Annotated in this window: 10 protein-coding genes; 6 read left to right on the top strand and 4 right to left on the bottom strand. The window is 34.9% G+C overall.

Features of this window, described 5'->3' with window-relative positions:
* Positions 1-172 precede the first annotated feature (172 nt).
* The 3 genes from IHE43_RS12395 to IHE43_RS12385 form a co-directional block, all read right to left on the bottom strand.
* Positions 173-3,103 (bottom strand): triple tyrosine motif-containing protein, encoded by a 2,931-nt coding sequence (locus IHE43_RS12395; RefSeq protein WP_192184168.1) that lies wholly within the window; start codon positions 3,101-3,103, stop codon positions 173-175.
* Positions 3,104-3,504: 401 nt separating this feature from the next.
* Entirely contained in the window at positions 3,505-4,143 is a 639-nt protein-coding gene (locus IHE43_RS12390; protein WP_192184167.1) for an HAD family phosphatase, read from the bottom strand.
* 78 nt (positions 4,144-4,221) lie between these two features.
* Positions 4,222-4,686 carry an NUDIX domain-containing protein gene (locus IHE43_RS12385; protein ID WP_192184166.1) on the bottom strand — a complete coding sequence of 155 codons (465 nt, stop codon included), beginning with the start codon at positions 4,684-4,686 and terminating at the stop codon, positions 4,222-4,224.
* Between the two features lie 185 nt (positions 4,687-4,871).
* Between IHE43_RS12385 and IHE43_RS12380 the strand changes: the two genes are divergently transcribed.
* Positions 4,872-6,041: a DUF4861 family protein gene (locus tag IHE43_RS12380; protein ID WP_192184165.1), complete on the top strand. Its 1,170-nt coding sequence runs from the start codon at positions 4,872-4,874 to the stop codon at positions 6,039-6,041.
* 145 nt (positions 6,042-6,186) lie between these two features.
* Here IHE43_RS12380 and IHE43_RS12375 read toward each other — a convergent pair whose 3' ends face one another.
* On the bottom strand, positions 6,187-7,194 hold the full coding sequence (locus IHE43_RS12375; RefSeq protein ID WP_192188212.1) for a LacI family DNA-binding transcriptional regulator: 1,008 nt from the start codon (positions 7,192-7,194) through the stop codon (positions 6,187-6,189).
* A gap of 226 nt (positions 7,195-7,420) precedes the next feature.
* Here IHE43_RS12375 and IHE43_RS12370 point away from each other — a divergent pair, with 226 nt between their 5' ends.
* From IHE43_RS12370 to IHE43_RS12350, 5 genes are all read left to right on the top strand, one after another.
* Positions 7,421-7,870, top strand: coding sequence for a YhcH/YjgK/YiaL family protein (locus IHE43_RS12370; protein ID WP_192184164.1), 450 nt, complete (start codon positions 7,421-7,423; stop codon positions 7,868-7,870).
* Between the two features lie 246 nt (positions 7,871-8,116).
* Complete coding sequence (locus tag IHE43_RS12365) at positions 8,117-8,929, top strand: SDR family oxidoreductase (RefSeq protein ID WP_192184163.1); 813 nt, start codon at positions 8,117-8,119, stop codon at positions 8,927-8,929.
* A gap of 218 nt (positions 8,930-9,147) precedes the next feature.
* Complete coding sequence (uxuA, locus tag IHE43_RS12360) at positions 9,148-10,332, top strand: mannonate dehydratase (protein ID WP_192184162.1); 1,185 nt, start codon at positions 9,148-9,150, stop codon at positions 10,330-10,332.
* Positions 10,333-10,648: 316 nt separating this feature from the next.
* Entirely contained in the window at positions 10,649-12,331 is a 1,683-nt protein-coding gene (locus IHE43_RS12355; RefSeq protein WP_192184161.1) for a glycosyl hydrolase family 28-related protein, read from the top strand.
* Positions 12,332-12,548: 217 nt separating this feature from the next.
* A complete protein-coding gene (locus IHE43_RS12350; RefSeq protein WP_192184160.1) occupies positions 12,549-16,643 on the top strand; it encodes a two-component regulator propeller domain-containing protein in 4,095 nt (1,364 codons plus the stop codon).
* Positions 16,644-16,761 lie beyond the last annotated feature (118 nt).

Here is a 16,761-nt window from a genome sequence, read left to right as displayed (position 1 = left end):
CTGCGAGAGGTAAAAATCTTTTTAATCCTTTACTCTGTGGCTAAAAATTTCTCTCGCAGATTTGGCAGATTAAGCAGATATTCATCATCGTTGTAGAGCCACTCGCGAAGATTTCTCCTTCGTCGAAATGACAAAAATGAGGGTAAATCTTCGTGAAATATTTTAAACACACTTAAAAATTAAGAATAAACTCCGTAATGTTAGCATCTGACGGAAGTTGTAATTTTTTACGAATTCGGTAACGGGTGTCTTCAACGCCTCTTACGGAGATTCCTAAAAGTGGGGCAATTTCTTTAGTATTGAAATTCATTCGCAAATAAGCACACAATCGCATATCGCGAGGAGTCAATTCCGGAAATTTCGTTTTTAAACGCTGCATAAAATTATCATGAAGCTGATTAAAGATTTCTTCAAACTCATTCCAATGCTGATCTCCCTGAAGTTCATGATCGATTATCCGGTTTATTTTGGTCAGCAAACTGAAATTAGTATTGGAATCATTTTTCTTATCAATCTGACCAATAAGCTCTTTAATAGAAAGCAGTATTTTATTTAAATGGATGAGATTCACCGTATTCGAAGCTACTTTAGCATTTTTAAGATTAATAGTAGCTTCGAGGTTTTCCCTCATAATGACCATATTTTCCTGTTCCAAGGTTAATTTCTGCTCATTTAATTCGGCACGATTTCTCAACAATTCTTTTTCCTGATTCAGTATTAATTGTTCGCGATCGCGTTCTGCCAGGTTTTTTTGGTATTTGATAATCGCATAAATCAAAACTCCAAAAAGTACTAAATACAAAATATAAGCCCAGGTGGTTCTGTACCAAGGCGGCAAAACTTCGAATTTAAAAACGGCTTCTTCACTTACAACATCGTATATATTTTTTGCCCTTACATGAAAAATATATTCATTTTCAGGCAAATTGGTATATTCTTTTTCGGTCTGAAGACTCCATTCTGACCATTTGGGTTCAAAACCTTCCAGCCAATATTCGTATTTCGTAGCATCGGCTTCATCATAACAAAGTGATGCAAACGAAAAATGCAAGGCGTTATTCGAATAGGGTAAATCCGGACAAAATACTTTCTCATCTGATTTTATATTTGTGGAAAGTACATCATATCGACTTGAAAACAACAGACTGTCTTTCGGAAAAATGCATTTAACCTCTGAAATAACCGCTTTATATTTAAACTGATAACTTTTAGTTTTCATCTTATTATAATGAATCAAACCGTCCTGGGTTCCAAAAAATACATCTCCGTTTGTTGTGGTTTGAATATTTTCAAAACCTGGGACATATAAGTATCTCAATTTCCTAAAGGGCAATTCTTCCACATCAAAATTGCCTCCTGTTTTTTGACTCATTTTTCCGGTATTTTCTCCAGAAACGTACCAGATATTATTTTGATGATCCTCTTTTAGCAAACGAATATGATTTTGCATTCCAAGATATTTTCTGAAAACAGGATCCGGAATCATTTTGTTTTGAGCCGAATTTTGTTTGTAAACCCCTTTTGTTGTTCCAAAAAGTATTTGATTATTTATCTTGAAAGTATTCAAAAACAAACTCGACGGAAAACCAGCTTCCTGATTGTAAAACTGAATATTTAAAACGGTATCAAAGGTTTTATTGAATTTTAGTTTATAAATTCCTTTATAACCGTGAGCGATCCAGATATTTCCTGCTGCATCCGTTTCAATTACCCTGCTGCTTTCTTCAAATCCTTTTATTTTATGCTGAAAGACCCAGGAGTTATTTATTTTCTTTAATAAATATAATCCGTTATAACCGCCAACTAATAATAAATCAGCATGATTCGGAACAATCACACCTTGCCAGGCACCATCAGTCTTGGCTAATAATTGAGCCGAATTGCCTTTTATTTCGAAGATCCCGTTTTTTTCAAAAGCCAAAAGCGAATTCCCAAAAACACCAATATTCCATACATTTTCAGACATTCCCGAAATATGTTGGAAGTGTACGTTTTTATGCTGATCCTTTTTATAATCCTCCCAGTCCATCCAAAAAACGCCATTATCCGTCGCAATGTAGAGTTTGTTCTGATAGATTTTACTGCAGTATATTTTGGTTTCAGAACTTGAAGCATCCAATATTTTGGACAAAGGAGATGAAATCTGAATCAATGAAACCCCTTCTTTTAAAGTTACCCACAAACTACCAGCGACATCTACTTTCAGATTGGTAACATATTCGTTCTGCAAACCCATTTGTTTATTAATATGCTGAATAAGATTTCCTGCACTATCCAGAACTATCAACCCCGATTGGCGCGTCCCAATTCCGAAATAGCCATCAGAAAGTAAAATAGCTGTTGAGATTTGATTTTGCTTAAGTAAAGCATCAGCTTTGGTAACAAAAGGTTTTAGCTCGTTTTTTTTGTATGTAAAAAGTCCATTTTTTTGCGTCAGAAGCACTAAACCGTCTTTTGTATCAAAGATTTTCCTGATCTTCAATCCGATAAATTGCATGCTATTAGGAATTGTAACCAAAGTTCCATTTTCCAGTTTTAATAATCCTCTCGCATTATCTGAAACATAGATTACTTTGCCGATTTCAAAAAACGCATCAAATTTAGCGGGAGATTGTATTACTTTGATTTTGTTTTTCCTATAAATAAAAATCGCTTCATTAGAAAAAAATATGACTTCGTTATTACGGATAACGGTATGTAAAACATCACCAAAATTTTTGGCTGAAGCGGGAAGTAATTTTACCAGAGAAGTGTATTTATATTGTCCGTTGGGCAATTGCACGGCATAACCAAAATCACCCTGAGCGCCCACATACATTTTATCCTTTTTGTCGATGGCCAGAGAACGAACCATGCTTTTATTTTCCGGCTGTGTAACGATGTTCCATCGTACGCCATCAAACTGCATAATACCAAAATGATTGGCAAAAAACATCATGCCTTTTGAATCTTGTACAAGATCACAGTTTTCTGAAGCTGCTTTATACGTTTTCGGATTGTAATTTGTGATAAAAGGGACTCCAATTTTCTTAATTTGAGCGTTAACAATTGAAGGCAAAAGAGATATTGTCAGAACTAAAATTCTAATTATAAATTTCGTCATTTTGTTTCTTTCTGTAGGTTAGTTTTGTGGTGTTTGAGAACCACAATCCAAAAATCAGCTCTTGGGGAAAAGTCAATTTTCAGGCAAAAAGAAATTATTTTATCAAGGCTTCTACAATAACATTTTGACAATTTGAAGCACTAAAAAAAATGAATCTCTATAATCAAATATATAAAAATTTATTTTAGTGTAACAAATTGCATTTTAATTAGATAATTTGGTAATTAGAGAATTAGATAATTTTTAACGCAATCTTGTCATCCTGATCCCGAGCCTTCGGGAGAAGGATCACACACGAAACTTTACAAAGATTGGCGATTTTGATTGCGGATCTTCTCGTGTGATCCTTCGTTCCTCAGGATGACAAACTATCGCAACCTGAAACCTGAAACTAAAAAAAACTAAATCCCAAGCAAACTGCTTAGCTCTTCGTACGTATGAAAGAGAATCGCTCCTTCAATTTCTAAGTCTTCGTTGTTGTATCCGTTGGCAAAACCGTACACTTTAAAACCGCCGCTAATGCCTGCTTTTACTCCTGCCTTGCTGTCTTCGAGAACAATACAATCCTTTACCTCAAAACCCATTTCTTTTGCGGCAAACAAAAATATTCCCGGTTCTGGTTTCCAGCTTTTTATTTGGTAGGAACTGAATATTTTACCTTCAAACTTGTCTAATAAACCAGCTACTTCAAGATTTAATCTGATTTTTTCAACGGGACCACTCGAAGCTACACAATACGGAATTTTTAATTTTTCGATAAATGCGACAACGCCTTCCATCGGTTTCACCTGTGTTTTGAAAGCCTCAAAGCTTTTTTCCCGGTATTCATTCTCAAAACTATCCGGAAGTTTTTTATCGATTGCAGTTTCTATATGCTGAAAACATTCTTTTAAATTACGACCATTAAAATCGCGATATGCATCTTCAATTTTCATTTCGAAACCATGTTCCGCAGCCATTGACAGCAGAATTCCGTTCCCTATTTTTTCTGTATCTACAAGAACTCCGTCACAATCGAAAATAATACACTTAACTTCCATACTTTATTATTACATTTTTAATTATCCTATTGACAGGAAATGTAAAGTACAAAATTATTTTTATAAAGCCATTGGGGTTTAAAGTGAAGTTGAAATTTTTGAAATGATCTGAATTATAAAATCAGCCTGAGCAGGATTGATTTTTTTCAGAGCTTCTGCGGTTTGAAACCATTCGGCTTTATCAATTTCAGGAAAACTTTTCATGCTTCCTGATTTTGGCGGCCATTCTATTTCGAATTCATTACTTTTTACCAAAGTAACATCAATGTCAAATTCTACGGCCCAGGCAAAAACTGTTTTTCCTGATTTAAGTTTAACCCATTCAAGTGCTATAAAATCACCATCCACATCAAAACCAGTTTCCTCCTGAAACTCGCGTTTTGCAGCCTCAAGCGGATCTTCATCGTCTGTAAATTCGCCTTTAGGAATAGACCAGCTTTCCAAATCTTTATTTTTCCAAAACGGTCCACCCGGATGCACCAATAAAAAATAAATAGTTGAATCTACAAACTTGTAAAGTAATAGACCGGCGCTTTGTTTCATAGGAATAGTAATGATTTCTAGTTATAAAGATACTGTTTTAGAAGAAATTTCTCTATTTAAAATCTTTTAATAATCAGCTCCCTGTACATATTTATCCTCATTCTGTACTTATCTTCAAAAATTGATTCGTAAATTTAAACTTTCGTGATGATAAACATACACAAGAAAATTAAACCCTATATATTTTGAAAAAACAGATTCTATTAACCACAATCCTCGCAAGTAGCTTTGCCCTTCATTCACAAATTAAAACAGCTACGGTTACCAATTCACTTCCAATTGACAGGGAATTTGAAACTGTTGAACTAACAAAAAAGTTACTCAAATTACCTCATTCGGTTAAACTGGAAGAACTTGCCGTGAAAGAAAAAAATAGCGATTTGTTTCTCGAAAGTCAGACTGTAGATAATGATGGCGACGGAACTATGGACGTATTATTATTTCAGCCGAAGATAAAGGCTTCTTCTCAAAAAGAATTTGAAATTGTTCCGGCAGCCAATACATCAGCATCAAAAAACATTAATTGCTATTCGAGATTTGTTCCTGAAAGAACCGACGATTACGCCTGGGAAAACAATAAGGTAGCTTTTAGAACCTACGGTCCGGTGGCGCAAAAAATGGTGGAAGATAAAATCGCCGGCGGAACTCTAACCAGCGGAATTGATGCCTGGCTAAAAAGAGTCGATTATCCTATTATTAATAAATGGTACGAAAAAACCGTTTCCGGAACGGGATCGTATCACAAAGATACTGGCGAAGGTCTGGATAATTTTCAGGTTGGTCCCAGTCGTGGAATTGGCGGTATTGCTGTAAACGTAGATGGAAAATATTATTTTTCGAAGAATTTCATCAGCTGGAAAACCATCACAACAGGTCCAATCAGAACGAGTTTTATTCTAACTTATGCCGATTGGGATGCCAACGGCAATAAAATAACCGAATCAAAATTGATTAGTCTGGATTACGGAAGTTATTTATCGCGTTTTGAAATTCATATTAAAGGCACAAAAACAATTGCTGCCGGATTAACACTTCATGACAAAAAAGGAACTATCGGAACCAATATTAAGGAGGGCTGGTTAAGTCAATGGGAACCAATTGATAATTCTGAAATTGGGATGGGTTTAGTTGCTCCAAAAAATACTTTACTCAGTTTTGATAATCATATTACGGATGAAAAAGACTTAAGTAATTTGTACGGGAACTTAAAAGTGAAAAATAAAAAAACGGTTTATTTTGCTGGTTTTGGATGGAAAAAAGGAAGCCCGTTTCAGACGAAAGCAGAATGGGAAAAATATTTAAGCTCTTTTGCTGAGAAGGTAAATAATCCGCTTGAAGTGAAGGTGAAGAAGTAATTTGTTCTCATTTTTTGTCATCCTGATCCCGAGCCTTCGGGAGAAGGATCACACTAGAAACTCCGCAAACAAAATCTCCAATCTTTGTCGAGTTACGGGTGTGATCCTTCTCCCGAAGGCTCGGGATCAGGATGACAAGATTGGGTTAATTCCTTGCGGGAAAATAATTCTCTTTCAGAATAATTTCCAACGGAATATAATGCGTCTTTTCAACCGATTCCTGAAGGACCAATTTTTTATACAAATGATTAACCGCCATATAACCTTGTTCTTCTGGTCTTTGGTTAATCAGGAAATCGATAATTCCTTTATTTAGGTATTCGATATTTTCTTTCAATAAATCGTAACCAATAATTCGGACACCTTTGATATTGTTTTGTTCTAAAAATCGCGCCAAAATGTAAGCTCTTGAATTAGGTACAAAAACACTATTTATTCCTGAAAACATTTCCAGACTTAGTTGATCAATTCCCGAATCTTTGATGGTAACTTCTGAGAATTTAAAATTGGTCAATTCGTTATGGTCTTTAAAAAAAGAATAAAAACCATCAATGCGTTGCAAATAAACTGATGTACTTTCTATTTCACGGGTAATTTTAAAAATTAAAACGTGTCTTTCATTGTTTACAGCAAAACTAATCAGTCTTCCAGCCAAATAACCGCTCTGAAAAGCATCCTGACCAACATACGCATGCTCTTCATCACTTGAAATATTTGAATCGATCATTACTACGGGAATATTTTTCTTTTCATATTCATTTAAAAAACGAACCGATTCTTCATAAAAAATAGGGGCAAACAATAATCCGTCACATTCAAAATTCAAAACTTTTTCGGTTGATTCCTTAAAAGAAGTGGCGTTAAAATCATAGAAAAAATAGTCTAACATCACACCAAATTTTCTAAACTCTATAGCAGCTTTCTCTATTCCCGTCACCTGGCTTTTCCAATATTCAATGTTTTCATATTTAGGTAAGAAAACGGCAAATCGGAATTTCTTATTTAGAGCCAGATTGCTTGCCAGAATATTTCGTTTATAACCGTATTGTTCGATAATAGCATTTACCTTATCTACATTTTCCTGTGCTACCTGACCCCGATTGTGGATGATTCTGTCAACAGTTCCGGGTGAAACATTGGCTAATTCTGCTATTTTTTTTATTGTTATGATATTCTTACTTTTTAAGTTAAAACGATTTTGAAACCTTCTAAATTTAATTTTTTTAAGTAAAGATAAGTTGTTTTACTTAACTTTTTCTATACATTTGTAAAAGCCCGTGTGCGTACACGTAAAATTACATAATTTACATACAAAACAATAATTTGTTTGCATAATAAAATAATATCTCTGTAAAAAAACCAAATAGAAAATTTAAAATATGATTATAGATGTTTTAAGTAATGCCGCAAAATATTGTGGGTTACATCCAAATTTCAAAAAAGCATTTGATTATTTGAGTCAAAATGATTTAATTAATCTTGAAGATGGGGCATTTGAAATTGCAGAAGGTTTAAAAGTAATCGTGATTTCAGGAGAAGGAACAACTAAAGAAGAAAGTATAAAAGGTTTTGAATGTCATGATCAAAACATCGACATTCAGATTTCGCTAAAAGGGCCTGAAACCTTCGCCTGGAAACCAAGAGAAAAATGTGTGAATCCAAATGGAGAGTATAGCGACGAAAGAGATGTTCGCTTCTTCCATGACAAACCAGATATGTTTTTTGAATTGCAGGAAGGACAATTTGCAATTTTATTTCCAACAGATGTTCACGCTGCCATGATTGGTGAAGGAATATTGAAAAAAATTGTTATTAAAGTCAAACTTTAAAAAGAGAAATTCCAATATTCGAAATTCCAAATTCCAAACCTTAAAAATTACAAACTCCAAAATTCCAATATTTGAAATCCCAAATTCCAATTTTTAAAACTTGAAACAATAAACGCAGCTCTTTTTTTAATTTGGAATTTGGAATTTGAGAAAATTGGAATTTAAAATTTGGAATTTGTTCTGAAAATTAAACATGAAATTTAAGTATAGAGGTGCTTAAAAAATATATAATCATAAAACTTAAAAATGAATCCAATATTTAATCTTGAAGGAAAAATTGCTCTTATTACTGGCGGTGCAGGTGTATTGGGAAGCAACTTTGCAAACGTTTTGGCTAAACAAGGCGTAATCGTCGGAATTGTGTCTCAATCGATTGAAAAAGCCAATAAAACTGTAGCGGCCATAGAAAGCAATGGCGGAAAAGCTTTTGCTGTACAAGCCAATGTTTTAAGCAAAGAAGAACTGGAAAAAGCAAAAGATTTAATTGTAGAAAAATACGGCCGTCTTGATATTTTGATCAATGCAGCAGGAGGAAATATGCCGGGAGCTACGATACAACCTGATCAGGCTATTTATGATATGAAAACAAACGATTTACAACAAGTAGTCGATTTAAATATCATTGGAACAATGCTTCCGTCACAGGTTTTTTCTGAACTTTTTGCAAAACAAAAAGAGGGAAATATTATCAATATTTCATCAACATCGGCACAAAGACCTTTAACGCGTGTAGTTGGTTATTCGGCAGCAAAAGCGGCAATTGATAATTTCACCAAATGGATGTCGGTTGAACTGGCTTCAAAATATGGAGAAGGAATTCGTGTCAATGCTATTTCTCCGGGTTTTTTCATTGGAGAACAAAACAGAGCTTTATTGTTAACTCCGGAAGGAAAATTAACACCAAGAGGTGAAAAAATTATTGATCATACCCCGATGGGAAGATTTGGAAAACCGGAAGATATTGACGGTGCGCTTTTATTTTTATGCAGTGACATGTCCAAATTTGTAACGGGAACCATTATAGTAGTAGACGGTGGATTTGCCGCTACAAGTATTTAAAATTGAATTAGGTATACTCGTCTTCATACAAATTGAGATTTAATGAAATGAGAAACCGAATTATGAAAATGAGTACCCTAGCCCCGATAGTAGTGGAAATCCTTTTGTGACGGGGTTCGGCACAAAAGATTGAAACGGATAGCGGGAAATAGCTCCTGAAAAAATTAATAAATACCTACAAGGTTTTGAAAACCTTGCAGGACAAAAAACGAATAAAAATGGAACAAACATTAAGATGGTTCGGACCAAACGATCCGGTTTCTTTACAAGATATTAAACAAACCGGCGCTACCGGAATTGTTACTGCATTACATCATATTCCGAACGGACAAGTATGGGAAATTGAAGAAATCATTAAACGAAAAGTTGAAATTGAACATGAAAACGGTGATCCTAAAAAAGGTGCTTCCGGTTTGACATGGTCAGTTGTAGAAAGTATTCCGGTTCACGAAGACATCAAAAAACAAACAGGAAACTATCTTCAATACATTGAAAATTATAAAGAAAGTATTCTAAATCTGGCCTTGTGCGGTATCAAATGCATCTGTTATAATTTCATGCCAGTTCTGGATTGGTCACGAACTGATTTATCTTATGAAGTGAAAGACGGTTCAAAAGCTTTGCGTTTTGACATTAATGCTTTTGCTGCTTTTGAATTGTTTATTTTGAAAAGACCCGGAGCAGAAAGAGAGTACTCGTCGATACAAATCGAAAAGGCTACAAAATATTTTCACGCCATGACGGAGGAAGATAAGGTGAAATTACAACAAAACATTTTGGCAGGACTGCCGGGTGCTGAAGAAGCCTATTCTGTAGAGGATTTTCTGGTGACTTTGAGCGCTTATAATCATATTGACAGAGATGCTTTAAAGAAAAATCTTTTCCATTTTTTAAAGGAAATTATTCCGGTTGCTGAAAGTAAAGGCGTTTTAATGGCAATTCACCCTGACGATCCACCCTACCCTATTTTAGGTTTACCAAGAGTCGTAAGTACGGAAGAAGATTTAATAGAATTGATGAATGCTGCTCCGTCTAAATCAAACGGATTTACAATGTGTACGGGTTCATATGGCGTTCGAGCTGATAATGATTTACCGGGAATTGTAAGACGTCACGGTGATAAAATGAATTTTATTCATTTAAGAAGTACGCAACGAGATGAAGAAGGAAGTTTCTACGAAGCCAATCATCTTGAAGGCGATGTGGATATGTATGAAGTTGTAAAAGCCATTATCGAAGTAGAAAAAAGAAATAACAGCCAATTGCCAATGCGTCCGGATCACGGGCACCAGATGCTGGATGATTTAAAGAAAAAGACAAATCCGGGTTATTCTGCCATTGGGCGTTTAAGAGGTTTAGCCGAATTACGAGGGCTTGAATTGGGGATTAAAAGAACTTTATAAAGTTTTTGCTTTTTGCCACGAAGACGCTAAGGCACGAAGTTTTTATTTATAGCCACAGATTAAAGGATTGAAAAGATTTTTTTAATAGTCTAACATTTAGTTTGTCATTTCGAGGAACGAGACTCGAGCGATAGCGACTGGCGAAGCAAATCTCCGCAAGTAGCTCCGCACAGAAAATACCCAATCTTTGTAGAGTTACTTGCGGAGATTTCTCCTCCGTCGAAATGACAAGATTACGCTAAAAAACCTTTGTGTCTTAGTGCCTTCATGGCAAATGGCAAACAAAAAACTAACTACCACCAATAACCACAAAACCATGAACCATCAAACCATTATTATTTGTTGCAGTCTTTTTGTAAATAGTATTGTAATGGCGCAACAAACACCAAAAATACTAACCGATTCAAAAACAAATTATCTTCCTGATTTTAGTTATGCGGGCTATCATTTCGGCGAAAGCCAAATTCCGGAATCAACTGGAAAAATAATTAATGCTACAGATTTTGGCGTAAAAGCAAATGATGGTTTAGATGACTCCAAAGCTTTATTAAAAGCTATAAAAGCAGCTAATTCAACTGAAGGAAATGTAATACTGCAATTGCCTGCAGGCCGAATTATTCTCAGTGAAATTTTATACATCGAAAGAAGTAATTTCGTACTTCGCGGCGCAGGTTCAGATGAAAACGGAACCGAGATTTACTGCCCAAGACCGATGATGTATCTTAAAGATCCTGAATCGCTTGCAGAACTTCGCGAATATTTAACCACTTTTGATAAAAGACAACGCGAAGCTGAAAATAATATCGATTTGCCTTTTTCGCAATATGCCTGGTCAGGTGGCTTTATCTGGACGCAGGTGCCAAATGAACGTGTAAAATCGTATTTGGATAAATATGAACCGACTCCAAATGTTTTGGCGAAAGTGAGTTCGGGAAATATGGGCGAACACGTCATAAATGTTTCTGAAGTAAAAGGATTGAAAGTTGGTGATATTGTCGAACTTCAATTATTCAATAAAGACGGAGAAAGTGGAGAAATCATTAATGATTTATATAAAGGAGCCAAGGTAAAACCGGGTTCTCATCACTGGAAATTCCCAAAATTGCCAATCGTGCGACAACAAGTTGAAATTACTAAATTTTCAAATTCAAAAATTACCATCAAAACACCTTTGACCATTGCGATAAAACCAGGTTATCAGGCGCAATTGGTGGAATGGAAACATTTAAACGAAGTGGGTATTGAACATATCCGCTTTACTTTTCCTGATATTCCGAGAGTGGCGCATCATGTTGAACCGGGGAATAATGCCATATTTTTAACGCGTTTATTTAATAGTTGGGTTAAAGATATTGTTATCACAAATTCAGACAGCGGGATTCTGGCGGAAGAAGATTCCAATGTTACGATTCAGGATATTGTAACTGATGGACCACATATGGCACATTATACCGTAACTTTAGGCGGTGTACATAATATTTTGGTAAAGAATCTTAAAATTTATAATAAAACAGTTCACCCTTTGAGCTTCAATACGTTTGCTACAAAAAACGTATATCAGAATTGTGAAATATTTGCTGAACCTTTATTAGATCAGCATTCAGGAGCGAATCATCAAAATTTATTTGACCATATTACAGTTCATATCAATCCGGATAAAAACAATAGTTACCTATTGTTTGGCGGTGGAGGCGCTGATTATTGGAAACCGTCACACGGACCTTTCAGTACGTTTTGGAATTTAAATGTTCAGGTTGAAAAACCAGCTGATAGTGCAAAACCGGTTTTATTATACGGAATGAAAGATGGTCCATTCGCGAGAATTATTGGCGTAAACGGTAATGCTAAATTCGAAGTAAAATACGAACCTGATCCTTATATTGAATTTTTAAATACATCCTTGGATAAAATTCCTTCGCTGTACGATTATCAATTGCAAAGGCGCTTAAAAAATAATCTCGCAAAGTCGCGAAGTCGCAAAGTTTTTTTATGTAATTAGTAAGCGCGTAGTTTGTCATTTCGACGAAGGAGACTCGAGCGATAGCGACTGGCGAAGCAAATCCTCGCGAGAAGCTCTACAAAGATTGGCTTTTAGTAACGGAGTTACTTGCGAGAATTTCTCCTTCGTCGAAATGACAAAAATGAGATAAAACTTTGCGACTCTGCGACTTTGAGATTAAAAACCTTTGTTGCTTTGCACCTTAAAAAAAATCACCATGAAATACAAAATAGCTTTTCTGGTTTTATTATTTATTTCCGGGAATATATTCTCCCAAAATAAATATCGTCTCAAAAATATTTCTACGACTGACGGGCTTTCGCAGAGTTCTGTTATTGCCATTCATCAGGATAAATTTGGGCAAATGTGGTTTGGTACACGCGACGGACTTAATAAATATGACGGTAGTCACTTTACGATTTTCAGAAATGATGTTGCTAATAAATTGTCTATCAGCAACAATGATATTTTGGCTATTGAAGAAGACAATTCAGGAAAGATTTGGGTCGGGACATATAACGGGTTGAATTGTTATAACCCTGTTACCAATACTTTTACAAGATATTTGCACACTAAAACCAATCACACGATAAGCGGAAATGCCATTTGGAGTATCGAAGAAATTGGTGATGAAATGTGGTTTGGAACGTCGAAAGGGTTGACTGTTTATAATAAGAAAACGGGACAATTTACTTCTACATTTCATTCTGATACCGACAATACAACGCTTCCAAGCAATAATATTCTCAGTATTTTAAAAACCAAAAAGGGTCAAATCTGGATCGGAACGACAAAAGGTTTGTGTGTACTGACGAATAGAAAAAACAGAAAATTTTCGTTTAAAAATTACCCTTTAAATACTACTGATTTGTTGACGGTACAAGCACTTGCTGAAGATCGCGACAATAACATCTGGGTTGGAACTAAAAACAAAGGACTCTTAAAATTTAATCCTGCTACAAACAAATATATTTCTTTTTTATCTGCTGAAAAGCACCGTGAACTCAACACTGATATCCGCGCTTTAACTATTGACAAAGAAGGCTCTTTATGGATTGGCGCTTATGACGGAATTTATATTTTGGGTCAGGATAAAAGCATTGAAAAAATAAATAACAGCAACAATAACAACGGAATTGATAAAGTAAAATCGGTTTTTTTGGATAAAAAAGGTTCCGTTTGGATTGGCTGTTATTACAAGGGTGTGAATATCTGGGATGTTTCGAATGTGAACTTTTCTAACTACAATCAGAATTCTAAAAAGATTCCGATGAGCTTTGATGTCGTAAGTTCGATTATTGCTGATAAAAATAAAAACGTCTACTTTGGAACTGAAGGCGGCGGAATCACAATTTACAATGCAACTACCGGAGCTACGAGCTACATCAACAGCAAAAGCGGGCAAACGACTAAAAACGATATTAAATCGATGTGTCTTGCTGAAGATCATATTTTGTGGATGGGAACTTTCTCCAAAGGAATTTCGGCCTATAACACTATTTCTAAAAGAATTGAAGACAACCGAATTTCATCTGAATTAAATGATTTATTGAAAGACACAGGCGTTTATTCCATCAAAACAGAAGGAAACGGCATATTGTGGATTGGTACTTTTAGCAAAGGATTGATTCGGTACAATACAATATCTAAAACTTTTCAGGTTATTGGAAATGATAATACAAAACCGAATTTTTTAACCAATAATATCGTCAGAACAATTTTAGTCGACAAACAAAAAAGACTTTGGGTGGGAACTCAAAACGGACTAAATCTTATTGGGCTTCAAAATTTTCAGCCCAATAAATATGCTATCAAACATTTCTTTTTTGATGCTGCAGCTTTAGCAGGTGATGATATTTTGACGTTGTTTCAGGATTCTCAAAATAAAATTTGGGTGGGAACAAAAGCAAAAGGATTGCATTATTTTGATGGAAAGAAATTCAACAGAATAAATCTTAAAATAGGAAATACGGTCATCACATCGATACACTCTATTTTAGAAGATAATGACAAAAACCTTTGGATCAGCACCAATCAGGGCATTATAAAATACAGTACCACCCGAAAAACAGTTGTGATTTACGATCAAAAAGACGGTTTGGCGAGCAATGAATTTAATGACAATTCCGCTTTAAAATTAGATGCCAATAAGTTTTATTTCGGAAGTCCGTCCGGAGCCACTTATTTTGATGCCAGAAAAATTTCTTTAAATCAATATGTACCTCAGGTTTTAATTACTGATTTGAAAATCAAAAATGAAACGATTAATCCTCAGGACTCGACAGAAATTTTAGAGAAAAGCATCGGTTATACAAAAAACATCACATTGGATTATGACAAAGCCAATTTCTCGATCAATTTTGCGATTCCGAATTACATTCGATCAAAAAACAACCAATACAGTTACCGCTTAACCGGACTGGAAAATAACTGGACCATTACCAAAAATACCGAAGCCATTTATGCGATTCAGAATCCGGGAACTTATGTTTTTGAAGTACGGGGCGCTAACAATGATGGCGTTTGGAATAGAGTTCCCACTACCCTGACTGTTGTTGTAAAACCAGCTCCTTGGCGCAGTATCTGGGCGTTTTTATTGTACGGAATTATAATTGGTTCAGCCTTATACGGTTTGATCTGGATTATGAAATCGAAAGCCAGATTGAAACAAAAACTCGAATTAGAGTACCTTGAAACCAAACGTATTGAAGAAAACAACAGGGCAAAACTGGATTTCTTTACTAATATTTCGCATGAATTCAGAACCCCTTTAACTTTGATTTTAGGACCGTTGCAACAAATTTTATCCAATTATAACGGGACGAATGAAATGTATAAAAAGTTGTTGGTTATCGAAGGAAGTGCCAATCATCTTTTGAGTCTGATTAATCGTTTGATGGATTTCAGGAAACTCGAAAACGATCAGGTTAAATTAGAATCGGCAAATGGAAATATTGTAAAATTCACCAAAGAAATCTTTTTGTCTTTTATAGAATATGCCAAAGACGGCGGTTATGATTATACTTTTGAAGCTTCTGAAGATGAGATTCTGGTCTATTTTGATCGCTATAAACTCGAACGTGTTTTTTATAATTTGATTTCGAATGCATTTCGTTATACGCCAAAAGGTGGAACTATCAACATCAAAATCAATCACGATCACGAAAACTTATTTATTGCCGTAGAAGATTCAGGAGCCGGAATTGCCGGGGAGCATATTGACAAAATTTTTGATTTGTTTTTTGAAGTTCCGTTGCACAACAATGTTCAGAAAAACTATAATAAAGGAACCGGAATTGGTTTATCAATCGTAAAAAACATTGTCAAACTTCACAAAGGAAACATTGATGTAACGAACAAAGAAACTGGTGGTGTTGTTTTTAAAGTAACGCTACCTTTAGGCCGTGCCCATCTTTCAGACGATGAAATTATTCAGGATTTTAAAATTAGTGATGACATTGTTCAATACACGAATCAACTGGAAACTGCAGAAATAACAGAACCGGAAGATATCGAAGACTTTGTTGTAAGTACTGAAAAACAAACTATTCTGCTGGTTGAAGATCATAAGGTTTTACGAACCTTCATGAAAAATTTACTCAAAAAAGAATACAATATTATTGAGGCTGAAAACGGCAAAATTGCTTTTGAAAAAGCATTACAATTTGTTCCGAATTTGATTATTAGTGACGTTATTATGCCCGAAATGGTTGGGACAGAACTTTGTTCAAAAATAAAAGAAAACCTAAAAACAAGTCATATTCCGGTCATATTACTGACTTCCAGATCATCATTAGTTTATAAATTTGAAGGACTAGAAAGTGGTGCCGATGATTATATCAGTAAACCTTTTAATTTAATGGAATTTAAACTTCGCGTTAAAAATCTTTTGAATTCAACAGAAAGACTGAAAAACAAATTCGCAAGCGAGGATAATTTTATACCGTCGGAAATTACAGTTTCTTCTTTGGATGAAGAACTATTAAAAAAGGCATTTAAAATTGTCGAAGAAAACATTTCAAATGAACAATTTGATATTCCGTTTTTCTGTTCCGAATTAGGTGTGAGCCGAACCATGTTATTCTTAAAAATAAAAGCATGGACGAACTACACGCCAAACGAATTTATTCATGAAATACGATTAAAACGTGCTGCTCAATTATTAGAACAAAACAAACTTAATGTTTCTGAAGTGAGTTATAAAGTTGGTTTTAATAATCCGAAATATTTCAGCAAATGCTTCCAGAAAAAGTACGGAGAGACTCCGTCGCAATTTGCTGACAAATTTTCAAAACCTATGTCGGTAATTTAAAAAATCTACTGTTTTCAAGGCTTAAAAAAGGGTATCTGTATTTTTAGATACCCTTTTTTGTATTTCTATATCGTTTTCGCAACCTACATTTGCCTTATGAAAATCAAGAAAACAAAAT

The sequence above is a fragment of the Flavobacterium sp. MDT1-60 genome (assembly GCF_014844035.1).
In the GTDB taxonomy this organism is placed as follows: domain Bacteria; phylum Bacteroidota; class Bacteroidia; order Flavobacteriales; family Flavobacteriaceae; genus Flavobacterium.
This window is presented reverse-complemented; position numbering and strand designations above follow the sequence as displayed.